Raw genomic sequence first — 23,067 nt, 5'->3', positions numbered from 1 at the left:
AAGAATTCAGCAAAAAAAACGACCGCATCAACGTGGGTCGTTTTTCTGTTTTGGAGGCTTACAGCAAGTCGTACTGCTTGAGTTTCTTGCGCAGCGTGCCACGGTTCAGACCGAGCAGTTCGGAGGCCTTGGTCTGGTTGCCCTTGACGTAATTCATCACGCACTCAAGCAACGGTGCCTCGACTTCCGAGAGCACCAGGTTGTAGACATCAGTGACGGCAGCACCTTCCAGGTGAGCGAAATAATTGTGCAGCGCCTTTTCGACGCTTCCGCGCAGGGTCTGACCCTCTTCGCTCGGCGTGTTGAGGTGCTGTTTCAAATTGACGTTGTCGCTCACGGGTGTTGTTCCACTCACTAAAGTCTCTGTCATCATCGTCATGCGGCCACCTCTTGTTCGGTCCCTGACTGCGGGCTTTTTATGCGTTCGGCAAAAAAATCCCGAACGTTGGCGCACTGTGCTTCCGTATCTTCCAAACGATTGAAAAGGGCGCGAAACTCCTTGGCGCCCGGCAAGGTTGCGAGGTACCAGCCGACGTGTTTCCGGGCGATCCGCACGCCCATCACGTCGCCATAGAACGCGTGAAGCGCGGCCAGATGCTCTAGCAGAATGCGTTCCACTTCTCCCAGCGCCAGGGCGGGGAGTTTTTCCCCGGTGCGCAGGTAGTGTTCTATCTCGCGAAAAATCCATGGGCGCCCTTGGGCGGCCCGGCCAATCAACAACCCGTCGGCACCGGTCGCGTCCAGGACGTGCCGTGCTTTCTCCGGTGAAACGATGTCGCCATTGGCAAACACCGGGATCGACACCGCCTGTTTTATCGCGGCAATCGTGTCGTATTCGGCTTCGCCGGTGTAAAGGTCCGCCCGGGTTCTGCCGTGCACCGCGAGCGCCTGAATGCCCGCTTGCTCGGCGATTTTGGCGACGGTCAGACCGTTCTTGTTCTCCCGGTCCCAGCCGGTGCGAATCTTCAGGGTGACCGGTACCTCGACTGCCGCGACCACCGCATGCAGGATTTCGGTCACCAACTGCTCATCTTTCAACAGCGCGGAACCGGCAGCCTTGTTACAGACTTTCTTGGCCGGACAACCCATGTTGATGTCGATGATCTGTGCGCCAAGTTCGACGTTGGCGCGTGCCGCATCCGCAAGCATCTGCGGATCTCCACCGGCGATCTGTACCGAGCGCGGCTCGGGATCACCTTCATGAATCATGCGCAACCGCGACTTGCGGCTGTTCCACAGGCTCATGTCACTGGTGACCATTTCCGAGACCACCAGGCCTGCGCCGAGTTGGCGACAGAGCTGTCGGAAGGGCTGGTCGGTGACGCCCGCCATGGGGGCGAGGATCAAGCCGTTCTGCAATGTATAGGGGCCGATGCGTACCGCCGACATAGGGTGACCTGTTGTGGGGCCGTATCACGAAGCCTGGTCCGAAAAGTGCTTTCGCAACCATTCAGACGGGACCCAGAGTATGAAAAAGGGTGGGCATGATACCCGCTCTCGATGACTGGATAAAGGCTGAATTGGATAAAATCTGAACAGTTGCTTTCTTATCGCGAACGGTTAGGTATTGGTTCGCATTGTCATAAAACCGTCGTCAGCTTTCTGATGAGGGCGTGCCGCATTTCAGTGCTACAGCACGCGCTGGATAGCGCGGTGCGCGTGGCCTGTCAGGAAGGTGAGTTTACTCCGGCGAGCGAAAACTCAAACTGTAATTCACGGCCTTGGGTCCCGGATCGAGAATGTCCAAGGCGATGTGAATAGGCGTCTGCGGCGGCATTTCGTCCTTTCCGGCGAGTTCGCCGCTCAGGTATTCGCCCGGCTTGAACCGACGACTGGCAATCAGCTGACCACTGGTATCGGCGAAGCGCAATTCCAGGAGTGGGAACGGTTGGGAGAACGAGGCACGGTTGTAGATGATCGCGTCGACCACCAGTGCGCCCTGAAATTCGGGATGACTGCGCACGACGAGATTGCTGCTTTTCAGGAGCTTGATGTCGACCTTCGACGGCAATTTGCAGCCGACTTGCGGGCAGATGTCCTGAAACCAGGAGCGGTACTGGTCTTGACGCGCCAGTTCATCAAAGTGATACCAGACGTACTGCCCTGCCAGCCCCAGTAAGGCAATCAATGCCAACAGCAGCCAAAGCACGCGGCGTCCCCAGCGTGGCTTGGGTTTTTGCCAGGCGAGTTGCAGCGGGTCATCGGTGAGGTCGAGCAGTGCCGGATCCCGTAAACCGGGTTCGTTGCGCCCGCGCTTCCCTTTCGTCGGGGGAAGGTCGTCTTCGTCGTCGAGCTCATTCGGATGGCGACGATCATGGGCGTCGTCACCGTCCAGTGCCGAGAAACGTTCGGATGACGAATGCTCCTCGGGTTCTGCTTCGGCGTGTATGCGGTTTTCGGCGTGCGGCTCGTCGTCCAGATCGGCGGGAGCCGAAGAGAAGGACGGCTCGGTGCGGTGGTCATCGTGCCCGATTTCGTCGCGGTCGAGGGGTTCGATCAGCGAATCCGGTTCGTGGTGAACCTCAGTTTCTTCGATGACCTCGGCGCGCAGTTCCGGTAACTGGCTCACGTCGTCGTGGCTCAGGCCCTGATCCCACGCCTCGCTGGCGACCTCAGGCTCATCGCGACGGGCGCTGAAGGATTCCACTTCGTCGTGATCGCGATGGCCGCGCGCGTGACCGAAAGATTCCGGCAGCTGGATTTCCCGTTGTTCCAACCGGGCAAGTTCGACATCCAGGTCATCGAGGTCAAGGCTGTCCAGGTCCACTGAACGACGTTCGGACGGCACCGGCAAAGGTGCAGGCTGAGCGACGGCCACGGACTGAGGCGCGAGGACTTCGACGACCGGCGCTGGAACGGGCTGCTCTGATTCCAGGGGCTGGGCTGCGGCTTGAGCGGCGGCCCGTGCCTCGGCGCTTTTTTCCAACAGTTGTTTCGCGGCATTGAACACTTGCAGGCAAGAGCCGCAACGCACCATGCCTCGGGCGACGCTCAGTTGAGCGTGGCTGACGCGGAAACTGGTCTGGCAGTGAGGGCACTGGGTGACGAAACTGTCGGTCATGCGGGTATCCGGGGTAAACGAGCGCCTAAAGGGTTGTGATCAATGGCTGTCAGCGACGGCGACCGGTGATCCGGACCCAGCCGTCGCGGTTGGCGATCGGGTCCAGCTCGAACGTGTCAGCGTACGCAGCAGCAACATCTTCGCCTTGTTCGGCCAAAATGCCGGACAACGCCAGTCGGCCACCGGGTTTGACCAGGCTCGCCAGCTGAGGTGCCAGAGAAACCAACGGCCCAGCCAGAATATTAGCCACCAATACGTCGGCTGGCTCTTTTGGCAGGTCTTCCGGCAGGTACAACGGAAATTTCTCCGCCGGTACGTGGTTGCGACCGGCGTTGTCGCGCGAGGCTTCCAGGGCCTGCACGTCGATGTCTGTACCCACTGCATGTTTCGCGCCTAACAGCAGGGCAGCGATGGCAAGGATGCCCGAGCCGCACCCGAAGTCCAGCACATTGGCGTCGGTCAGGTCCTGGCCATCCAGCCACTCCAGGCACAGGGCGGTGGTCGGGTGGGTGCCGGTGCCGAACGCCAGACCCGGATCGAGCAGCAGATTGACGGCGTTCGGCTCAGGCGCGGTGTGCCAGCTTGGCACGATCCACAGGCGCTGCCCGAAACGCATGGGCTGGAAGTTGTCCATCCAGCTGCGTTCCCAATCCTGGTCTTCGATGACTTCGTGGGTGTGTTCAGGCAGCGGTGCGCCGGTCAGCAGCGTCAGGTGAGCGAGGACCTGGTCGGCGTTGGTGTCGGCCTCGAACAGTGCGAGCAAATGCGTGTGGGACCACAGCGGCGTGGTGTTCAGTTCAGGTTCGAAGATGGGCTGATCTTCAGCGTCCATGAACGTCACGGACACGGCACCGACTTCAAGAAGCGCGTCTTCGTAGGTTTCGGCTTGTTCTGGGCTGATGGCGAGACGGACTTGCAGCCAAGGCATGGCGGATTACCTTCGAATTGAAAATTGACAGAGCGACTCAGCGCCGCGAAAGACCGGCAAGTTTACGGGGTTCGGGAGGAAACAACAAAGAGCAGACTTGTCCATGTCTCTGTAGGAGTGAGCTTGCTCGCGATCGCGTCCGGTCAGTCCCTATAGCGTTTACAGGCCGATAGCGATCGCGAGCAAGCTCACTCCTACAGAATTTGCAGCGTTTGATCCGGGAGAAACAACAAAGCCGCTCGAAAGCGGCTTTGTCGTTCTGTCGCACAATCTGACCGGTCAGTGTTTCTCGGCGGCCAGTTTGTGTTCCAGGTAGTGGATGTTGACGCCGCCTTTGCAGAAACCTTCATCGCGGGTCAGATCACGGTGCAGCGGGATGTTGGTCTTGATCCCGTCGACCACGATCTCGTCCAGAGCGTTGCGCATGCGAGCCATGGCTTCTTCGCGGGTCGCGCCCCAGGTGATCAGCTTGCCGATCAGTGAGTCGTAGTTCGGCGGAACGGCATAACCACTGTACAGGTGCGAATCGACGCGAACGCCGTTGCCGCCCGGGGCGTGGAAATGCTTGACCGTGCCAGGGCTCGGCATGAAGGTTTTCGGGTCTTCGGCGTTGATCCGGCACTCAAGGGCGTGACCGTGAATTTTCACGTCGTCCTGGGTGTACGACAATTTGTTGCCAGCGGCGATGCTCAGCATCTCCTTGACGATGTCGATGCCAGTGACCATTTCCGAAACCGGGTGCTCGACCTGCACGCGGGTGTTCATTTCGATGAAATAGAACGCACCGTTTTCGTACAGGAATTCGAACGTACCGGCACCGCGATAACCGATGTCGATGCACGCCTTGACGCAGCGGGCCAGCACTTCGGCGCGGGCTTTCTCGTCGATGCCAGGGGCCGGCGCTTCTTCAAGCACCTTCTGGTGACGGCGTTGCAGCGAGCAGTCGCGGTCGCCCAGGTGGATCGCCTGGCCTTGACCGTCGGACAGCACCTGAACCTCCACGTGACGCGGGTTGGTCAGGAACTTCTCCAGGTACACCATCGGGTTGCCGAAGGCGGCACCCGCTTCCGAACGTGTCAGTTTGGCCGAGGAAATCAGGTCCTCTTCCTTGTGCACGACGCGCATGCCGCGACCACCGCCGCCGCCAGCGGCCTTGATGATCACCGGGTAACCGACCTGACGGCCGATGCGCAGCGCTTCTTCTTCGTCTTCGGGCAGCGGGCCATCGGAACCCGGTACAGTCGGAACGCCGGCCTGGATCATCGCGTCCTTGGCCGACACTTTGTCGCCCATCAGGCGAATGGTGTCAGCGTTCGGGCCGATGAAGGCAAAACCGGATTTCTCGACCTGCTCGGCGAAATCGGCGTTTTCCGCCAGAAAGCCATAACCTGGGTGGATGGCCGTGGCGCCAGTCACTTCGGCTGCCGCGATGATCGCCGGGATGTGCAGGTAAGACTGAGAGGCCGATGCCGGACCGATGCAGACGGATTCGTCGGCCAGACCCAGATGCATCAGTTCCTTGTCGGCCTTGGAGTAAACGGCGACGGTCTTGATGTCCAGCTCTTTGCAAGCCCGCAGAATCCGCAGAGCGATTTCACCGCGGTTGGCGATCAGCACTTTTTCCAACTTCGCAGGATTCGTCATCAAAGGCACTCCGCGGTTCAAACGATGGTGAACAGCGGCTGGTCGTACTCAACCGGCTGGCCGTCTTCGACGAGGATGGACTCGATCACGCCGCTGGTTTCGGCTTCGATGTGGTTCATCATTTTCATCGCTTCGACGATGCACAGGGTGTCGCCTTTCTTCACGGTCTGGCCGACTTCAGCGAAGGCTGGCGAGGTTGGCGAAGCTTTGCGGTAGAAGGTACCGACCATTGGCGAACGGGCAACGGTGCCGTTCAGTTTGGGTGCCGATGGCGCTTCTGCTGCGGCCGGAGCGGCAACAGGTGCAGGTGCTGCGGCAGGCGCGGCAACCGGGGCTGGCGCGTAGTACTGCTGTGCTGGAGTCTTGCTGTGACGGCTGATTCGTACGGACTCTTCGCCTTCACGGATTTCCAATTCGTCGATGCCGGACTCTTCCAGCAATTCGATCAGTTTCTTGACTTTACGGATATCCATTAATCATCAACTCCCAAGGGTCGGTCAGGGGTATTTGGTGGCCGGTTCAGGTCATGGGGCTCAGTGCGAAACTGCGCCGGTCATGCTTTCGAACGGGTGGCCAGTTGTTCCAGGGCGGCCTCCAGGGCCAGTCGGTATCCGCTGGCGCCAAGGCCGCAGATCACACCTACAGCAACATCTGAAAAGTAGGAGTGATGGCGGAAAGGTTCGCGTTTGTGCACGTTCGAGAGGTGCACTTCGATGAATGGGATGCTCACTCCCAGCAATGCGTCACGTATTGCGACACTTGTGTGAGTGAAAGCAGCCGGATTGATCAGAATGAAATCCACGCCTTCATCGCGGGCAGCGTGAATGCGGTCGATCAATTCATACTCGGCATTGCTTTGCAGGTACATCAGATGGTGGCCGGCTTCGCGCGCGCGCTTTTCCAGATCCTGGTTGATGTCGGCCAACGTGATCGAGCCGTAGATACCCGGTTCACGGGTGCCCAGCAAGTTCAGGTTAGGTCCGTGAAGAACCAGAAAGGTCGCCATCGTGTGTTCCTTGTTGGGTGCTTTTTCGACGCTCACCGCAGGTGCGAGCCATTGATGCGGAGCGACTATGCCGGAAAGCGTATTGGACTGTCCAGTTACCGACCCAGATATCGACAATGTTCAGCACGATGACCGATGTTCGCGCAAAATTTGTGACTAAGAGGCTAAATTTGGTCATTTGCTCTAGAAAGCCGCTCGAAGAAGGCTTCCACGTCGATTTCGCCGACGACGCGCACATTTGTCAGCTCGTTCCCGTCTTTTCCGAAAAACAACAGAGCAGGCGGGCCAAACAGTTTGTAAGTATCGAGCAGCGTGCGCTGTTCGACATTGCTGTCGGTCATGTCGAAGCGAATCAGACGAAAGCCTTTGAGTTGGCTGACAATTTTCGGATCGGGCAACACTTCATGCTCGATGACCTTACAGCTGATGCACCAGTCCGCGTACCAATCCACCAGCACCGGTTTTTCGGCGCTTTTCGCCTCCGCAAGAATCTGCTTAAGCGTCGACACTTCGGTGACGGTCTGCCATTGCTGCGCGCCGCTGCTTTCTCCCGAGATTTGCGTGGTAGATACACGGCCCAATGGCCGCAGTGGATCGGTCTGGCCGCTGAAGGCCCCGTACCAGCAGCAGAGAGCGTAGACCAACAGGAAAACCCCGAGTAGCTGAGCGAGGCGGCCCCGGGTGGTTTTGACGGTGAACTCCAGTGCGCCGAGAAACACCGCGACCCCTGCCCACAGCAGTCCGATCAGCAGCAACGTGGCTTCCCCAGGGATCACCCGACTCAGCAGGCCAATGGCCAACGCCAGCAGCAACACGCCAATCGCATTCTTGACGGTGATCAGCCACGGTCCGCTCTTCGGCAACCATGCCGCGCCCCCCGTCGCCACAAGCACCAGTGGCGCGCCCATGCCCAGTCCGAGGGCGAAGAGTTTAAGTGCGCCGCCCACGGTGTCTCCGCTGGCGCTTATATAAAGAAGGGCACCGGCCAAAGGCGCTGATACGCAGGGCGACACCAGCAGGCTTGATACAACGCCCAGGACGGCAGCGCCCCACAGCGATCCGCCTTCGGTGTTGCCAGCGATGCGGTCAAGCCGCTCATTCAAGGCGCGAGGCAAGCGAAGTTCGAACACCCCGAACATCGCGATGGCAAACACCACGAAAAACAGCGCGAACGGCACCAGCACCCAGGCCGATTGCAGCCGGGCCTGGAGATTGAGGCTGGCGCCGAACATCCCCATCAGTGCGCCGAGCATCGCGAAACAGATCGCCATCGGCAGCACATAGGCAAGGGACAGAGAGAAACCGCGCAGTCCACCGATCTGCCCACGCAGCACGACGCCGGAGAGGATCGGCAGCATCGGCAGTACGCACGGCGTGAACGTCAGGCCAATCCCCGCGAGGAAGAACAGCGCCAGTTGCTTCCAGCTGAAAGACGTCTGGCTTGAGGTGGTGGTCGGTGTCGAATCATCAGCGACGGAGGCCGTGTCGCCGATGCTCAGGCGCTGGGTTTCAGGGGGATAGCAGAGGCCTTTATCCGCGCAGCCTTGATACGTCACGATCAGCGTGAAGGGCCGCGTGTCGCCCGCTTTGCGCGGCAGGTTGATGTCGAGAATCCCGTGATACACCTCGACGTCGCCGAAGTATTCATCGTGTTTCTTCTCACCGTCGGGCAGTTGTGCCGCGCCCAAGACATCCGCAGGCTCAGTGCGGAACTGGAAGCGGTGGCGATACAGGTAATAACCTTCGGCGGCGACGAATTGCAGCTTGATCGACGCCGGGGAGGCGTCGATGAGGTTCAGCTGAAACGCCTGGCGAACGGGCAGGAAGTCCTTGCTGTTGTCGATGCTGGAGCTGCCCAGTGCCGAGCTGCTGCCCAGCGTCGGACTGCCTAGCCCTGAACTGGGCCGACTGTCCAACAGGCTCGCGCTGAAGGCGGGCAGGGCGAGGGTCAGCAAAATCAGACAAAGCAGGCGGCGCATGGCGGTCTCGCATCACAAAAGTCGCCGCATGATAACGCAGGGTGGGAGGGGATGCAGAGACGGGCGAGGAGGCTGTAGGTTCTTTCTGAAAACACTGTAGTCAGTGCAAATTCAACGCGCTGTTTACTGACAGCGCGTTCATTCCGAACCAATGTTCTTCCCTCATACCTGCACCTGAGAGGGAGTCTATTGTCCAGGCCCTATGCGTTCATCAATGACGAAGTCCGAGACTATTACCAGTTCCGGGATTACACGCTGAAGGTTCCCGCCAGCGCTCGCGCGAAGTTTGACCAGCTCAACGCCCATCTTCGCCCCCATCCGATTCTGCCCGGCCAGGTCCTGGTGATGACGGATGGGCCTTCGCACCTGTGTACCCCCGAAGAAAACGAGCTGATGCTGCTGGCCAGGAATGTCCGCCTGTCGATGTCAGGAAGTGTTTGCGCAGCTCTGGGTCTTCCGTCAGCTGGGACCGTGCTGATTGGCTGCGCTGTCGTGTTTGGTGTGGCGGGCGCTATTGGCGGCGGAGAGCTGGGTAGCCCGATGGGTGCGGTGACGGGACAACATCTTTTTTCGTGGTTCGAACAATGACCCTGGAAGTGATTGATGGGGTTTACTTGGTTTGTGCTGGGGTGTTTCTGGTTGCCGTTGGATTTATGGCCTATGCCATGTTCGGCAAGCTCGAAACAATGGAAGGTTATTTGAGCAGAAGTCGAATCATGCACGACGTAAATTATCGCGTCTCAGGCACAGGGTTGTTTGGACGGCAGATTCGCTTGGGGATGATTGCCGGATGTCTGCTGCACCCACGGCTATACATAAAGCGAGGGTTGCTTGAACCCGCTGATCTGGTCGAGTTTCCTACGGGGTTAAGGCTGTTGGCTGTTCTGCCATTATCAATCGGGGCTGCTTCGATGGCGGCGATGTGGATCCTGAATGTCATGGATGCCTGATCATTCCAGATAATCAGGCATCCTCAATCGATCCCTCACGCAAACGCCTTCTCACCCCCAAACGCCGGACGCGCGAAAACCCGTCGCACCATCGGTTCGAAATACTCCAGTGGCAGGGTGTCGTAATCGGGATCGAACGCGGTCTGGTCCCAGCGTTCGCAGAACATAGCCGAGCGCTCGAAGGCCGGGTGGTCTCGGTATTTATCGCGTTCGTTGCGATCACGGCCAATGTGATGGAAGTAGTAGTAACCCTGAAAAATCGCGTGTTTGGACAGCATCCAGTGGTTGTCGGCCGAGATGTAGGGCTTGAGGATCGCCGCGACCAACTCGCCGTGGTTGTAGGGCGCGATGTCATCGCCGATGTCGTGCAGCAAGACGCACACCACGGTTTCCTCATCGGCCCCGTCGCGCACGGCGCGGGTCGCGGCTTGCAGCGAATGCTCGTAGCGGTCGACCGGGAAACCCAGTGTGCTGCCTTTCAGCGTTTCGAGGTTTTTCAGCACGCGGTCTGCCAAGCCACGCTCATAGACGTCGCACAGGTGTTCGATGTGCTTCCAATCCTCGGCCGTTGATTCAGTGAAGCTCGTAAAAGCAGGTGCCGGGCGATCCTGATGAAGAGTGTGCTGCATGTCGAACTCATCCTTTCGGTGATAAGGCCCACGTCATGGGGATCGCCATTGCTATCACTTGACTTGCCCCGATGGATCAATTTTTATCCCGGTTCGTGGGGCGTGACAAACAACCAATGCTCACGCGATGCATCAATGCACATAATCCATGAGGTCAATCCATGCAGTCGCGTCTTCCACCGTTGAATCTTCTGCGAGGCTTCGAGGCGTCTGCGCGGCACCTGAGCTTCACGCGGGCGGCGGATGAGTTGCATATCACGCAAGCCGCCATCAGCCACCAGATCAAGCAACTGGAAGAGCACCTTGGCGTTCCGCTGTTTCATCGGATGATTCGCAAGCTCCGTTTGACGGACGAGGGACGGCTGCTGTTGCCCGTCGTGCAAACCGCGTTCGAGCAAATCGGAGAAGCCGTCACCACGCTTCGCGCAAGCCAGGGCACTCACTCCCTGACAGTGGGCCTGGAGCCTTCGTTTGGTGCGAGCTGGATGTCCCCTCGGCTTGGGCGTTTTTGGGCACGCCATCCGGGTGTCGATTTACGCTTGCACCATTCGGTGCAAAGAACGCTATTCGCCCACGAAGAGCTGGATTTGGCCGTGCGCTGGGGGAGCGATGACTGGCCGGGTCTAACGGCCGAGCGTTTGATGGGGCTTGCGTTTGCGCCCGTGTGCAGTCCCGCTCTATTGACGGGATCATCTCCGCTGCGCACCCCGTCGGATCTGACTCACCACACACTGCTCCATGATTACGACCGTGAAGGCTGGCGCGAGTGGCTGGCCAGTGCCGGTGCCGAAGGCGTGAAGCCGGAAAGTGGTGTGGTCATCGATGACACCAACGTGGTGACGCAAGCCGCCATCGACGGGCAAGGCGTGGCGTTGTGCGGGCTCGCGCTGGTTGCCGGGCATCTGGCGGCAGGCCGTCTGATCAAGCCGTTCGAGCACACCGTCGAAACGAACTCTGCTTATTACGTGATCTACCCGCCCGCCGCGATCAAGCGCCCACACATCCACGAGTTCATCGCCTGGCTGCACGAAGAGGCCGCCCGGGATCGTTCAATGGATTCCCACCCTTGGGAATGACTCATGAGTGGACGCGTAAAACCGTGCATGCATTAGTTACGCTTATTCATTCGGCCCATCCGACGCTGGCTAGGATTCAGGCAACTGACGTTGCCCGTTGTGTCATGAATGGATGACGATCCTGGCTGATCTGTTCTTTCGCCTGAAGGTTGTACGCGATGACTGACACGGAGTATCTCGACGAGATGCCGCTGCCGGAGGGCATCCGCTCCCGCCAGATCGAGGGCGTAAACGGCCTGTGCATGCATGTGCTGGAGGCCGGGTATTCCAATCCTGAGCGGCCTTGCATCCTGCTGCTTCATGGCTTTCCGGAGCTGGCGTACAGCTGGCGAAATATTCTGCTCGGATTGTCGCGACGGGGATATCACGTCATCGCGCCCGACCAGCGAGGTTATGGCCGAACGACAGGATGGGACGCGGAGTACGAGACGGACCTGCGGCCTTTTTTCATGTTGAATCTGGTACGCGATGCTATTGCGTTGCTGGCGGCCATGGGGCGTGACTCCGTTGCCGTCGTAGTAGGGCACGACTTCGGCTCACCCGTCGCGGCCTATTGCGCGTTGGTCAGGCCGGATATCTTTCGCGCTGTCGTGTTGATGAGCGCGCCGTTCAGTGGGCCTCCGCCGTTGGCGAGCGCCGTCGATGGGCCCGACATGAGCGAGCTGCTTGCAGCTTTGACTCCGCCGAAAAAACACTACCAGCGCTATTACTGCACCCGGAGCGCCAATCGCGACATGACCGAGCCGGAAGGGGGGCTCGCTCGTTTTTTACGAACGTATTTCCACGTCAAAAGCGGCGACTGGTCAGGCAATTCGCCTTTTCCGTTACTCGCATGGTCAGCCGATGAGCTCGTGAAGATGCCGCCGTACTACATCATGGGGCTGGATGACAGCATGCCCGCCGCTATCGATGGCGATGCGCCGGATGCCACGGAGGCCAAACGGTGCGAGTGGTTGACTGGATCGGACCTTGCGTTCTTCACCGGGGAATTTCAACGGACTGGCTTTCAAGGCGGGCTCAACTGGTATCGATGCAGCTTCTTGGCCGATCACGATCATGAGTTGAGCGTGTTTGCGGGGCGCACGATCAACGTGCCTTCATGTTTCATCTATGGCGAGAAAGATTGGGGGGCCTTTCAAGCCCCTGGCGCGCTGGAAACGATGCAAAACACGGCGTGCACCGACATGCGGTTCATCGAGTCGATACCGGGTGCAGGGCACTGGGTTCAGCAGGAGCAACCGGAGAGCGTCGTCAGCGCCATCATGACGTTTCTTCAAACCACCGAGGAATTGTCTCGTTGACGATCCTCGTCAGTTCACGACGTCCAGCGGCGAGTGCTTTTTGGCCTGCATGATGTCTTCACGCAGCGTGTGGACCTGATTGCGTCCGGCTTTTTTAGCGCGGTACAACGCGTCATCCGCCTGAGACGCCAGCATTAGCGCATCATCGCCTTCTTCCAGTTCCACTACGCCCGCACTGAAGGTGCAGAACAGGTCCACCGGTTGCGCCGGGTAATGAATTTCCGCGAATCGGCGACGAATCTCGTCCAGCACGCCGAAGGCCGATTTGAGGTCGGTGTCAGGCATGACCACTGCGAACTCCTCACCACCGTAGCGGCCAATGTAATCGGTCTTGCGCAGGCGTTGCTTGAGGAACAGCGCGAGGCTCTTGATCACGCGGTCGCCCATGGGGTGGCCGTGGCCGTCGTTGACCTTCTTGAAGTGGTCGATGTCCAGCATCACGAAGCTCAGCGGCTTGTTTTCCCGGCGCGCGCGGAAGCTGCAATCTTCCAGCAGTTGCAGGATGTGCGTGTGGTTGTACAGGCCGGTCAGGCTGTCCCGGACCATCCGGGCCTTGAGGTTTCGCGCCCGAGCGGCGCGGTTGCGCACCGTCGTGATCAGATGGCGCGGCTTGATCGGCTTGGTCAGGAAGTCGTCGCCGCCCTCGCTCATCGCGTCCAGCTGTTTGTCCAGGTCGTCTTCGGCGGACAGGTAAATGATCGGCACACTGACGTAACGGTCGTTGTGGCGAATGACCTTCGCCAGCTCGGTGCCGGTGCAGCCGGGCATGTACATATCGAGAATGATCAGGTCCGGCTGAAAGTCAGCCAGCTCAGCCATCGTCTGAATCGGGTCGAACAATGTGCGCGTCACGATGCCGGCATTGTTCAACAGCCGTTCGGTGTGCGTGGCCTGGGCGCGAGAGTCGTCGATGATCAGCACTTTATACGGCTCGTACTGCGCGACCCGCGTCAGGATCTCGATTTTTTCCAGCAGGCTTGAGGCCTCCAGCGTGCCGGTCAAAAACTCTTCGCCACCGGCACGCACGGCGGCCAGCCGCGTGGGCGTGTCGGTTTCGTGATGGCTGAAAAACAGCAGGGGCAGTTTCTGTTCCAGACCTTCCTGCATTTTGGCAGCGAGCTTCAACCCTTCGCCCACGCCACCGAAATCCACGTCCATCACCACGGCGGCAGGCAAGCGCTCGGCCAGGGTGGCGTGAAAGGCCTGCGGACTTTCCATGGACTGCGCGCTCAGACCGAAAAATTCCAGCTGTTTCGCCAGGCGTTCAGCGCGTTCGAGATCTTGCAGCATCACGTAAATTGGTTTGCGCAGCGGTGGCAGTGACGTGTGTTCCAGCCGATCGCCATGACGCAAGCCCGTGCGGGAAAGGCGCTGCATCAGGCGGTTCAAGTCGGTGATCAACGCGCTGCTCAAGCGGCCGCGATTGGCTTCCACTTCCAGCAAGGATTGGGCGATGCCACGCGCCAGATGCGCGTGTTCTTCCTGTTCGAAGCGCTCGGCGAACCGCAGTAGGCGCTGGTTGGAGTCGCTGAGTTCTTCCAGATCCGCAGCCGTCCATTCGCTTTGTTGCAGGCGTTGCCAGACCTCCAGGATCTGACGGGCCTGGTGAATGACGCGCTGGGCGAAATGGTGCTTGAGACGGTCTCGGCTCGGATCTTCTGCTTCGGTCATGTCCTGACTACTTCTAGGGGAAACCCTGATACGGATGCTGGCGCTATGCTAGCACTACTTTTCCCACACAAGTGCGCCGTAAGTCATTTTGTTGTCATTTATTCACGTCAACTTTCTGTCTTTGTAAGCCAAATGCGTGCCAAGGCTACTGGCTTTGTGTAGGGGAATGGATGAGGCATCCAGGCGCGTTGCATGTGACAGTCGTGAGCAGATTTGTTGCATGGCAATTCACGTTTCCAGGCTGAAACCTGATAGCGACTACCGTCTCCGGCCGTCCTGGCCCGCAAATCCCGACAGCGCCTCGCATGACGCACACGGACCCGTCGATTACGCATTTGAGCCATCCTTCACGTTCCTGCCAAACGCACCTTGCTGTAAGGTTGCGGTCAGAAGCACTGAATTCCGTGATTGAAAGGACAAGGCCATGCTGGATTGGAAGAAGCGCTCGGGCGCTGCGGGCGGGAGTGAGCGTGTTGAGGAAAAGCCAGTAGGCAAAGAATCGCGCGCGCCTCGTGGGTACTTGAGTGGATTGCTGCTCAGCCGTGCCGTGGGCGCGGTGGTCTGCATTTACCTGGTCGTTACCGTGGCGCTCGGTATCTGGTGGAGCAGCGAGCCCCCACTGTTTCCGGTCCAGCAACAGGCGCAGGCTGCTGCCGAGCGTGAAGGCAAGCAGATGGTGATCGGCTACACCACCGTTGAAACTCTCAAGACCGTCGCGTCGACCCTGCTCGACAAACCCGGCGGCTACCTTTCCAACGACCGTTTCCCGCCAGGCCTTTGGCTGGATAACACCCCGAGCTGGGAATACGGCGTGCTGGTCCAGGTCCGCGACCTGAGCCGTGCACTGCGTAAAGACTTCGCCCGCTCGCAGTCCCAGTCGGCTGAAGATGGCGATCTGGCCCGCGCCGAGCCGCTGTTCAACTTCGACAACAAGAGCTGGATTCTTCCGTCCAGCGAGTCCCAGTACCGTGAAGGCATCGCCGCGCTGAGCCGTTATCAGGCGCGCCTGTCCGACCCGAATCAGAAGGGCGCGCTGTTTTACACCCGCGCTGACAACCTCAACAACTGGCTGGGCGACGTCGGCACCCGTCTGGGCTCGCTGTCCCAGCGCCTGTCCGCCAGCGTTGGTCGCGTGAAGCTCAATAGCACATTGAAAACCGAAGCGCAGTCCACCGTGACCGTGAAGCCGGGCGAAGTGCCGCAGGTCGATGAAGAAATCGTCGAAACCCCGTGGATGCAGATCGACAACGTGTTCTACGAGGCCCGTGGTCAGGCGTGGGCGCTGTCCCACCTGCTGCGCGCCATCGAAGTCGACTTCGCAGACGTACTGGCCAAGAAAAACGCAACCGTAAGCGTGCGTCAGATCATTCGCGAGCTGGAAGCCTCGCAAGAGCCGATGTGGAGCCCGGTCATTCTCAACGGCAGCCCGTTCGGCGTGTTCGCCAACCACTCGCTGGTCATGGCCAACTATTTGTCGCGGGCCAACGCAGCGGTCATCGACCTGCGTCAGCTGCTGTCTCAGGGTTGATCGGTGTCAGTCTCTGAAAACGAAGTCGCGCACCGCGCGGCTTCCGACGCCGAACTCATTGCCTGGGTCGACCGTCAGGATCGGCTGCTGGGTTCCTTGCCTCGCGCCGAGCTGCGCGAGCGTGGCCTGATCGGTCGCGGCACCTACATTCTGCTGTTCAACTCATCAGGCGAACTCTGCGTGCACCGCCGCACCCTCAGCAAAGCGATCTATCCCGGATTCTGGGATGTCGCGGCAGGGGGCATGGTTCAGGCGGACGAGAGCTACGTCGAATCGGCTGCCAGAGAGCTGGAAGAAGAGTTGGGTGTGGCGGGCGTCGAGCTGACCGCTCATGAAGAGTTTTTTTTCGATCAGCCGGGTAACCGACTCTGGTGTGCCGTGTTCTCGGCGGTCTGGGACGGGCCGCTGAAACTGCAACCGGAAGAAGTGCTCGAAGCGCGTTTCATCGGCATCGAACAGGTGCTGCGCGAAACCACCGAAAAGCCTTATTGCCCGGACTCTCTGGCGGCGTTGAAGCGCTATTTGGGCGACGTCGCAAATGTCCCGTAAATTGGCGCATATTTGCACTTAGCATCTGCGCTTTTTGCCGTTACACTGCGCGACTTTTCACGCCGGACTGGCATCACGGTCCGGTTGCGCTGCCCCTGCCTGAGTGGGGCTTCGCGGTCGGTTCCGCAGACTGGGGTTTAACCGTTCTGCCCGACCAGACTTTGGTCCTCAAGAAGAGGATTCCCGGTGGCCAAAAAAGCCGCATCCTTCGCTGCCCTCGGTGGCCTGGTGTTTTCGACCGACGCTGGACGCCACTGTCCAGACTGCCGTCAGCCCGTCGATGCCTGTATCTGCAAGAAATCCGTTATCCCCGAAGGTGATGGCATTGCCCGTGTGCGCCGCGAAAGCAAAGGCCGGGGCGGTAAAACCGTGACCACCATCACCGGTGTGCCGCTGGCCGAGGATGCACTCAAGGAACTGGCGACTACGCTCAAACGTCGTTGCGGAACCGGTGGTGCGCTCAAGGATGGCGTGATCGAAATTCAGGGTGATCACGTCGAGACACTGCTGGCGGAACTGGTCAAGCAAGGCTTCAAGGCGAAAAAGTCAGGCGGTTGAACCGTCCTGTCGGATCGTCTCTGGTTTCGTTTTCGGTCGGGCGTCTGTTTTCAAAAAACAAACTCTGGTTCGTGTCATGGGTCTACAGAGCCATGCGGGCTGGCGCCAAACCGTCATTTCCACTCTATACACTGCGCCCAGCCGGTCAGGCCGGGGCTTTATGACTTTTATATAGGGGACTTCGATGTCCGTACGACGCACACGCAAAGACGATGGCAGCCAATGGACCGTGGCGGACAGCCGCAGTGTCTACGGGATTCGTCATTGGGGGGCTGGTTATTTTGCAATCAACGAAGCCGGCCGTGTTGAAGTCCGCCCCAATGGGCCGGGCAGTTCGCCCATCGACCTTTATGAGCAAGTCGACCAGCTGCGCAAGAGCGGCTTGTCCTTGCCGTTGCTGGTGCGTTTCCCCGACATTCTGCAAGACCGCGTGCGCCAGCTGACGGGCGCCTTCGACGAGAACATCGCGCGCCTGGAATACCAGAGCCAATACACCGCGCTGTACCCGATCAAGGTGAACCAGCAGGAAGCGGTGGTGGAGAACATCATCGCCACGCAAAACGTCTCCATCGGTCTGGAAGCTGGCTCCAAGCCTGAGCTGATGGCCGTGCTGGCGTTGGCCCCGAAAGGCGGCACCATCGTCTGCAACGGTTACAAGGACCGCGAATTCATTCGACTGGCGCTGATGGGCCAGAAGCTCGGCCATAACGTCTTCATCGTCATCGAGAAAGAGTCCGAAGTCGAACTGGTCATCGAAGAAGCCGCCGAGCTGAAAGTCGCGCCGCAGGTGGGCCTGCGGGTTCGTCTGTCGTCGCTGGCGTCGAGCAAATGGGCCGACACCGGGGGCGAGAAGTCCAAGTTCGGTCTGTCTGCCGCGCAATTGCTGTCGGTGGTCGAGCGTTTCACCAAGGCCGGTCTGGATCAAGGCATCCGCCTGCTGCACTTCCACATGGGCTCGCAGATCGCCAACCTGGCTGATTACCAGCACGGCTTCAAAGAAGCGATTCGTTACTACGGCGAGCTGCGCAACCTCGGCCTGCCGGTCGACCACATCGACGTCGGCGGCGGTCTGGGCGTCGATTACGACGGTACGCATTCCCGCAACGCCAGCTCCATCAACTACGACATGGACGATTACGCCGGTGTCGTGGTCGGCATGCTCAAGGAATTCTGCGATGCGCAAAGCCTGCCGCATCCGCACATCTTCTCGGAAAGCGGCCGTTCCCTGACCGCGCACCACGCGATGCTGGTGATTCAGGTCACCGACGTCGAGCGTCACAACGACGAAGTGCCGGTGATCGACGACAAGGAAAGCCTGCCGGAAACCCTGCAATGGCTGATCGACCTGCTCGGCCCGACCGACATCGAGATGGTCACCGAAACTTACTGGCGCGCCACGCACTACATGAGCGACATCGCTACCCAGTATTCGGACGGCAAGATCACCCTGGCCCAGAAAGCCTTGGGTGAGCAGTGCTATTTCGCCGTGTGCCGCCGCCTGCACAACTCGTTGAAAGCGCGTCAGCGTTCTCATCGCCAAGTGCTGGACGAACTCAACGACAAGCTGGCCGACAAGTACATCTGCAACTTCTCGGTGTTCCAGAGCCTGCCGGACACCTGGGCGATTGACCAAGTGTTGCCGATCATCCCGTTGCACCGTCTGGACGAAGAGCCGAACCGTCGTGCCGTATTGCAAGACCTGACCTGCGACTCCGACGGCAAGATCAACCAGTACGTCGACGAGCAGAGCATTGAAACCAGCCTGCCGGTCCATGCCCTGAACGAAGGCGAGGACTATCTGCTGGGCGTATTTCTGGTCGGCGCGTATCAGGAAATCCTGGGCGACATGCACAACCTGTTCGGTGACACCGACTCGGTGAACATTTACCAGAATCAGGACGGCAGCGCGTACTCAGCGGGTATCGAAACCCACGACACCATCGAAGACATGCTGCGTTACGTGCACTTGTCGCCCGAAGAGCTGATGACGCACTACCGCGACAAGGTCGCCGGTGCGCGCATCACCCCGCGCGAGCGCACGCAGTTTCTGGACGCGCTGCGCCTGGGCCTGACGCGGTCTTCGTACCTGTCGTCGTAAGGCATGCGCCGGTACGTTCGATGACGTAAACCTGTACAGCACAGCTTGTCGACGGTGGCGATTTCAACACCGCCACCACCGGCAAGTCGCGCTGTACAGAGATGCGTGCCCCCTTTCAAGGCGTTTCTTGACGCGATAAATACCTTCAAAATCCTTCGCTCCTACAGATTCTCAATCGCCTGCTGTCCCTGCCTGTAGGCCATTTCCTGTTCTGCGTTTACCCCCTCTACTTGACGCATCTTCTGTTACAGAATCCCCGGCCGCCTGAAACCGCTCGCCGAGGACATCCCGCGCCATGCACCCGTTTAACGACATACCCCACCTGCGTCTGGACATCAGTCGCCACAAACGCTCATTCGAGGTGTTGACCTGCGAAGGGCACGAATTCGCCGACCAGCCCTATAGCTTTCAACTTGAAATTCTCAGCCCGAACGGCGCGGTGGATGCCCATGAACTGCTGTTCGGTGCCTGCTTTCTGTATCCGGCGGGATCGAGGTCGGGTATTCACGGCCATGTCCAGAGCATCATGCGCAGTAGCAGCAGCGAACGCGCCTCCAGTGACCTCAACCAGCGCACGCCCTCGCGTTACTTGATCACCGTGGGCCCACGGCTCGGTCTGATGGCTTATCGTCACAACCAACGGATCTTCCAGGGGATGTGCGCCGAGCAGATCATTACGCAGGTGCTGAGTGAGCACGGGATCGATGACTCGGGTTTCTTCTGGCGTCGCAAACAACCGTGTGTGACACGCGATTATTGTGCCCAGTACTGCGAGACCGACCTGCAACTGGTACAGCGATTGTGCGAAGAAGAAAACATGCACTACCACTTCCTGCATGCTCGGACCGGGCATGTCGTCGTCTTTTCCGAAGACCTCCCGGAAGGCGTGAGCCTTCAGCCACCCGAATGGGTTGTCCAGGAGCCCAGTCACAGCCTGCAAGCACGGATACCGCCCTTGGCACCCAAGATGTGTATGCAGCAGGCCTGCGTCGTCGGTGGATTGTTCGAGCCCGCCCGGCGTGACGACCGAGGCCGGATTCAGGTGCGGTTTGAGTGGAGCAATCAAGGGGATGGCGCTCGATTCAACGATTGCTGGATTCCCGTCGATCCGGCGCTGAACCAGCGTGATCAGCCTTGGTGGGGGGGCATGGAAGTGGTAGTGAATTTTCGTGATGGGAACCCCAACTTGCCTTATATCAGCGACCGGTTATGGGACCCGGACATTAACCCGCGTGCCCGTCCGGACCCCGCCTCGCTGACTCGCCGGGTGTTGACTACCCGGATCGACACGTCGGCGTTTCTCGACGACTCCCGGCAATTCTCTGTCGACGATCAACTGGTCATGCGGCTGGCGGCGCACCATGAAATGCATTTCAGGGTGGGCACGAGTCTCGTGACCATCGATTCGAAAAGCATTTCATTGAGCGGGCTGAAAGTGATGCTGTCTTCCATTGCCGAGGCTGAGGCCGAAGCGGAAATCGAAAAGGAAGGTGAGGGTGGAGGCACACATGTGCTGAATTCAGCGGGCGGGGCGGAGTCGTAAGCTGTACCGACTCTATGTCTCACGCCCTGGCAAGCCTCAATGATCAGAATTGCATGTCGACTGTTGCTCGCGGGCGGATTGTTAGGCCTGTTGATAGGCTGTTCGCCGCTGAAGGTTCTCAACGCATTCACGCCAGGGGGCACGTTCACCAGGACGGCGGACCTTGGCTACGGCAGTGACCCGCGCAATCGGCTGGATATCTACACGCCGGTCGATGCACCCGCCGATGCGCCGGTGGTGGTGTTTTTTTATGGCGGCAGCTGGAACAGCGGTTCGCGCACCGATTACAGCTTTGTCGGAGAGGCGCTGGCTTCGAGGGGCATCGTGGCAGTGCTGGCGGATTACCGGCTTTATCCACAGGTGCATTACCAAGGCTTTCTCGATGACAGCGCGCGAGCGGTGGGCTGGACTCGCCAACACATTCGCGAATATGGCGGCGATCCAGATCGGCTTTACGTGATGGGGCACAGCGCGGGGGGGTACAACGCGGCGATGCTGGCATTGGACCCGAAATGGTTGGCGACGGTGGGCATGAAACCGTCGATGCTCAGCGGTTGGATCGGCTTGGCGGGGCCCTATGATTTCCTGCCGATTGAGAACCCTGAGGTGAAGCCGGTGTTTTATTTTCCGAATTCGCCACCGGACTCGCAGCCCATTAACCACGTCAGCGCTTCATCACCGCCTGCGTTGTTGATCGCGGCGAAAGACGACACTCTCGTCAATCCCGAGCGCAACACCGGAGGCATGGCCAAACGATTGCGGGAACTGGGGGTGCCGGTGCGTGAGCTGTACTTCTCCAAGCCGGGGCATGCGACGTTAGTGGCCGCGTTTTCACGGCCAATGCGCGGGCTGGCGCCGGTGCTGGATGAGGTGGTTCGGTTTGTTCACCGGCGGGATCAATAGACCCCTGTGGGAGCCGGCTTGCTGGCGAAAGCGGTGTGTCGGACGCGAAAGGGTTGGCTGAACGGACGCTTCGCCAGCAAGCCGGCTCCCACAGGGGGGGCGGCTATACAAACTACGTACCCACAGTGGGTATTGCATGCCAGCTACACAAACCACCCACCCGTGCGATTCAACCGCCGCGCAATGACGCCCAACGTCACCGCCCGCAACGCCATGAACAGCAGAAACGCCACCCACAGCCCATGGTTGCCAAAACCATGGGCCAGCCATGCAAAGGGCGCGGAGATCAGCGCGGTCACGACCATCGCGTTGCGCATTTCGGTTGCGCGGGTCGCGCCGATGAACAGGCCATCGAGCAAGTAGCTCCAGACCGCTACCAGCGGCAGCACGGCGAGGTAGGGCAAGTAAACGAAGGCAATCTCGCGGACTTCCACGATGTCAGTCTGCATCTCGACGAACAGATGCCCGGCCAACAGAAAAAACACCGCAAACGCCACGCTGCAGATCAAAGACCAGCCTGTCGCCACATTCAACGAGCGACGCAGGGCTTCGCGGTCCCGAGCACCAATCGCATGGCCGCACAACGCTTCCACGGCATGAGCCAGACCGTCCAGTGCGTTGGCGGTCAGCAGCAAGCCGTTGAGCAACAGCGCGTTGGCGGCCACCGTTGCATCCCCCAACCGTGCGCCTTGCACCGTGATAAAGAAAAACACCGATTGCAGCACCAGGCTGCGAATGAAGATGTCGCGGTTGACCCCGAGCAGCGGCCGCCAGTTGTGCCAGCGCCTGAGCGCCGACACGATCAATTGGCCGGGATAATCACGAAGCCCTTTGCGAGTCAGCGCCAACCCCAGCAGCGCGCCGACCCATTCCGCGATGACCGACGCGCGGGCGCAGCCAACGACGCCCCAGTCGAGTCCGAGCACGAACCACAGGTTGAGCGCGACGTTCACAAGATTGGTCGTCAGCAGAATCGCCAGCGGCGCCCGGGCGTTTTGCAGACCGAGAAACCAGCCTACCAGTGCGTAGCTCGCCAACGCGGCAGGCAGCCCCAGCAGTCGGGTGTGGAAGAAGTCTTGCGTCAGGTCGTTGAGGTCGGGGGAGGGCTGCATGATCTGCAACGCGAGATGCTGGAACGGCAGGCCGATCAGCCCTAGCAACACCGAAAACCCGAGCGCCAGCAAGAGGCCCTGAAGCAGCACCTGACGCAACGCCGAGCCGTCATTGCGCCCCGCCGCCTGCGCAGCGAATCCCGTGGTGCCCATGCGCAGAAAGCTCATCGCCCAGGCCAGAAAACTGTACAGCGTGCCACCGACCGCCACCGCGCCGAGCTGATGGGCATGGGGCAAATGGCCAATCACCGTGCTGTCCACCAGCGAAACCAGCGGCACAGAGAGGTTCGACAGAATCATCGGCGCAGCCAGCGCCCACACCTGTCGATGGGTGACGCGCTGACGCCAGTCTGCAAAGAAATTGGACATAAGGCTCCCGGGGAAGGGCGGCATTGTAGCGGGTACCGGGCACTTGTAGGAGTGAGCTTGCTCGCGATTGCGTTCGGTCCGTCGCTGCAGAGTTGTCTGGCACGCCGCTCTCGCGAGCAAGCTCACTCCTACAGGTGTTGCGTGCGTAAGGAGATTGTGACC

Annotated in this window: 21 protein-coding genes; 10 read left to right on the top strand and 11 right to left on the bottom strand. The window is 59.7% G+C overall.

Annotation, left to right across the window (positions count from 1 at the left end; translation table 11 throughout):
- Positions 1-58: 58 nt before the first annotated feature.
- The 8 genes from fis to AAEO81_RS27405 form a co-directional block, all read right to left on the bottom strand.
- Complete coding sequence (fis, locus tag AAEO81_RS27440) at positions 59-379, bottom strand: DNA-binding transcriptional regulator Fis (protein WP_007907419.1); 321 nt, start codon at positions 377-379, stop codon at positions 59-61.
- Positions 376-1,389 carry a tRNA dihydrouridine synthase DusB gene (gene dusB, locus AAEO81_RS27435; RefSeq protein ID WP_341960197.1) on the bottom strand — a complete coding sequence of 338 codons (1,014 nt, stop codon included), beginning with the start codon at positions 1,387-1,389 and terminating at the stop codon, positions 376-378. Before dusB ends, fis begins: the two co-directional genes overlap by 4 nt.
- Positions 1,390-1,681: 292 nt before the next feature.
- A complete protein-coding gene (locus AAEO81_RS27430; RefSeq protein WP_341960195.1) occupies positions 1,682-3,061 on the bottom strand; it encodes a DUF3426 domain-containing protein in 1,380 nt (459 codons plus the stop codon).
- A 49-nt stretch (positions 3,062-3,110) separates the two neighbouring features.
- Positions 3,111-3,989: a 50S ribosomal protein L11 methyltransferase gene (gene prmA, locus AAEO81_RS27425; RefSeq protein ID WP_341960194.1), complete on the bottom strand. Its 879-nt coding sequence runs from the start codon at positions 3,987-3,989 to the stop codon at positions 3,111-3,113.
- A 279-nt stretch (positions 3,990-4,268) separates the two neighbouring features.
- A complete protein-coding gene (gene accC / locus AAEO81_RS27420; protein WP_166595934.1) occupies positions 4,269-5,633 on the bottom strand; it encodes an acetyl-CoA carboxylase biotin carboxylase subunit in 1,365 nt (454 codons plus the stop codon).
- Positions 5,634-5,650: 17 nt separating this feature from the next.
- Complete coding sequence (gene accB / locus AAEO81_RS27415) at positions 5,651-6,106, bottom strand: acetyl-CoA carboxylase biotin carboxyl carrier protein (protein WP_166595933.1); 456 nt, start codon at positions 6,104-6,106, stop codon at positions 5,651-5,653.
- Positions 6,107-6,186: 80 nt separating this feature from the next.
- Positions 6,187-6,639: a type II 3-dehydroquinate dehydratase gene (aroQ, locus tag AAEO81_RS27410; protein ID WP_074751988.1), complete on the bottom strand. Its 453-nt coding sequence runs from the start codon at positions 6,637-6,639 to the stop codon at positions 6,187-6,189.
- 164 nt (positions 6,640-6,803) lie between these two features.
- The gene (locus AAEO81_RS27405; RefSeq protein WP_341960191.1) at positions 6,804-8,618 is read right to left on the bottom strand and encodes a protein-disulfide reductase DsbD; all 1,815 of its coding nucleotides are present in this window, start codon (positions 8,616-8,618) and stop codon (positions 6,804-6,806) included.
- Positions 8,619-8,807: 189 nt separating this feature from the next.
- Here AAEO81_RS27405 and AAEO81_RS27400 point away from each other — a divergent pair, with 189 nt between their 5' ends.
- Together AAEO81_RS27400 and AAEO81_RS27395 are read left to right on the top strand one after the other, a co-directional pair.
- Positions 8,808-9,206: a hypothetical protein gene (locus tag AAEO81_RS27400; protein WP_341960189.1), complete on the top strand. Its 399-nt coding sequence runs from the start codon at positions 8,808-8,810 to the stop codon at positions 9,204-9,206.
- On the top strand, positions 9,203-9,568 hold the full coding sequence (locus tag AAEO81_RS27395; RefSeq protein WP_341960187.1) for a hypothetical protein: 366 nt from the start codon (positions 9,203-9,205) through the stop codon (positions 9,566-9,568). Before AAEO81_RS27400 ends, AAEO81_RS27395 begins: the two co-directional genes overlap by 4 nt.
- A 35-nt stretch (positions 9,569-9,603) precedes the next feature.
- Here AAEO81_RS27395 and AAEO81_RS27390 read toward each other — a convergent pair whose 3' ends face one another.
- Positions 9,604-10,197, bottom strand: a complete 594-nt coding sequence (locus AAEO81_RS27390; protein WP_341960185.1) for an HD domain-containing protein — start codon at positions 10,195-10,197, stop codon at positions 9,604-9,606.
- A gap of 161 nt (positions 10,198-10,358) precedes the next feature.
- On the opposite strand from AAEO81_RS27390, the gene gcvA reads away from it, so the two are divergent.
- Together gcvA and AAEO81_RS27380 are read left to right on the top strand one after the other, a co-directional pair.
- Positions 10,359-11,273: a transcriptional regulator GcvA gene (gene gcvA, locus AAEO81_RS27385; RefSeq protein WP_341960183.1), complete on the top strand. Its 915-nt coding sequence runs from the start codon at positions 10,359-10,361 to the stop codon at positions 11,271-11,273.
- 158 nt (positions 11,274-11,431) lie between these two features.
- Entirely contained in the window at positions 11,432-12,574 is a 1,143-nt protein-coding gene (locus AAEO81_RS27380) for an alpha/beta hydrolase (RefSeq protein ID WP_341960181.1), read from the top strand.
- Between the two features lie 9 nt (positions 12,575-12,583).
- On the opposite strand, the gene AAEO81_RS27375 is transcribed toward AAEO81_RS27380, so the two are convergent.
- Positions 12,584-14,245, bottom strand: coding sequence for a PleD family two-component system response regulator (locus AAEO81_RS27375; RefSeq protein WP_341960179.1), 1,662 nt, complete (start codon positions 14,243-14,245; stop codon positions 12,584-12,586).
- Between the two features lie 424 nt (positions 14,246-14,669).
- Between AAEO81_RS27375 and AAEO81_RS27370 the strand changes: the two genes are divergently transcribed.
- The 6 genes from AAEO81_RS27370 (at position 14,670) to AAEO81_RS27345 (ending at position 21,424) form a co-directional block, all read left to right on the top strand.
- Entirely contained in the window at positions 14,670-15,773 is a 1,104-nt protein-coding gene (locus AAEO81_RS27370; RefSeq protein ID WP_341960177.1) for a DUF2333 family protein, read from the top strand.
- A 3-nt stretch (positions 15,774-15,776) separates the two neighbouring features.
- Entirely contained in the window at positions 15,777-16,322 is a 546-nt protein-coding gene (locus tag AAEO81_RS27365) for an NUDIX hydrolase (protein ID WP_166595923.1), read from the top strand.
- A 186-nt stretch (positions 16,323-16,508) separates the two neighbouring features.
- Positions 16,509-16,880: a translation initiation factor Sui1 gene (locus AAEO81_RS27360; protein ID WP_092407562.1), complete on the top strand. Its 372-nt coding sequence runs from the start codon at positions 16,509-16,511 to the stop codon at positions 16,878-16,880.
- A gap of 184 nt (positions 16,881-17,064) precedes the next feature.
- Positions 17,065-18,978 (top strand): arginine decarboxylase, encoded by a 1,914-nt coding sequence (speA, locus tag AAEO81_RS27355; RefSeq protein ID WP_166595922.1) that lies wholly within the window; start codon positions 17,065-17,067, stop codon positions 18,976-18,978.
- Between the two features lie 295 nt (positions 18,979-19,273).
- A complete protein-coding gene (locus AAEO81_RS27350; RefSeq protein ID WP_341960173.1) occupies positions 19,274-20,521 on the top strand; it encodes a contractile injection system protein, VgrG/Pvc8 family in 1,248 nt (415 codons plus the stop codon).
- A gap of 39 nt (positions 20,522-20,560) precedes the next feature.
- Positions 20,561-21,424, top strand: a complete 864-nt coding sequence (locus tag AAEO81_RS27345; RefSeq protein WP_341960171.1) for an alpha/beta hydrolase — start codon at positions 20,561-20,563, stop codon at positions 21,422-21,424.
- Between the two features lie 143 nt (positions 21,425-21,567).
- Here AAEO81_RS27345 and AAEO81_RS27340 read toward each other — a convergent pair whose 3' ends face one another.
- Positions 21,568-22,905 (bottom strand): MATE family efflux transporter, encoded by a 1,338-nt coding sequence (locus tag AAEO81_RS27340; RefSeq protein ID WP_341960169.1) that lies wholly within the window; start codon positions 22,903-22,905, stop codon positions 21,568-21,570.
- Positions 22,906-23,067: the final 162 nt, after the last annotated feature.

It is taken from the genome of Pseudomonas sp. RC10, from assembly GCF_038397775.1.
GTDB classification, from domain to species: domain Bacteria; phylum Pseudomonadota; class Gammaproteobacteria; order Pseudomonadales; family Pseudomonadaceae; genus Aquipseudomonas; species Aquipseudomonas bambusae.
Note: the sequence above shows the minus strand (reverse complement) of the source record. Positions and strands in the feature narration are given on the sequence as shown.

Coding starts and splice junctions, on each gene's coding strand:
- fis (WP_007907419.1), bottom strand. CDS start 379: ATGACGATGATGACAGAGACTTTAGTGAGTGGAACAACACCCGTGAGC.
- dusB (WP_341960197.1), bottom strand. CDS start 1,389: ATGTCGGCGGTACGCATCGGCCCCTATACATTGCAGAACGGCTTGATC.
- AAEO81_RS27430 (WP_341960195.1), bottom strand. CDS start 3,061: ATGACCGACAGTTTCGTCACCCAGTGCCCTCACTGCCAGACCAGTTTC.
- prmA (WP_341960194.1), bottom strand. CDS start 3,989: ATGCCTTGGCTGCAAGTCCGTCTCGCCATCAGCCCAGAACAAGCCGAA.
- accC (WP_166595934.1), bottom strand. CDS start 5,633: ATGACGAATCCTGCGAAGTTGGAAAAAGTGCTGATCGCCAACCGCGGT.
- accB (WP_166595933.1), bottom strand. CDS start 6,106: ATGGATATCCGTAAAGTCAAGAAACTGATCGAATTGCTGGAAGAGTCC.
- aroQ (WP_074751988.1), bottom strand. CDS start 6,639: ATGGCGACCTTTCTGGTTCTTCACGGACCTAACCTGAACTTGCTGGGC.
- AAEO81_RS27405 (WP_341960191.1), bottom strand. CDS start 8,618: ATGCGCCGCCTGCTTTGTCTGATTTTGCTGACCCTCGCCCTGCCCGCC.
- AAEO81_RS27395 (WP_341960187.1), top strand. CDS start 9,203: ATGACCCTGGAAGTGATTGATGGGGTTTACTTGGTTTGTGCTGGGGTG.
- AAEO81_RS27390 (WP_341960185.1), bottom strand. CDS start 10,197: ATGCAGCACACTCTTCATCAGGATCGCCCGGCACCTGCTTTTACGAGC.
- gcvA (WP_341960183.1), top strand. CDS start 10,359: ATGCAGTCGCGTCTTCCACCGTTGAATCTTCTGCGAGGCTTCGAGGCG.
- AAEO81_RS27380 (WP_341960181.1), top strand. CDS start 11,432: ATGACTGACACGGAGTATCTCGACGAGATGCCGCTGCCGGAGGGCATC.
- AAEO81_RS27375 (WP_341960179.1), bottom strand. CDS start 14,245: ATGACCGAAGCAGAAGATCCGAGCCGAGACCGTCTCAAGCACCATTTC.
- AAEO81_RS27370 (WP_341960177.1), top strand. CDS start 14,670: ATGCTGGATTGGAAGAAGCGCTCGGGCGCTGCGGGCGGGAGTGAGCGT.
- speA (WP_166595922.1), top strand. CDS start 17,065: ATGTCCGTACGACGCACACGCAAAGACGATGGCAGCCAATGGACCGTG.
- AAEO81_RS27350 (WP_341960173.1), top strand. CDS start 19,274: ATGCACCCGTTTAACGACATACCCCACCTGCGTCTGGACATCAGTCGC.
- AAEO81_RS27345 (WP_341960171.1), top strand. CDS start 20,561: ATGATCAGAATTGCATGTCGACTGTTGCTCGCGGGCGGATTGTTAGGC.
- AAEO81_RS27340 (WP_341960169.1), bottom strand. CDS start 22,905: ATGTCCAATTTCTTTGCAGACTGGCGTCAGCGCGTCACCCATCGACAG.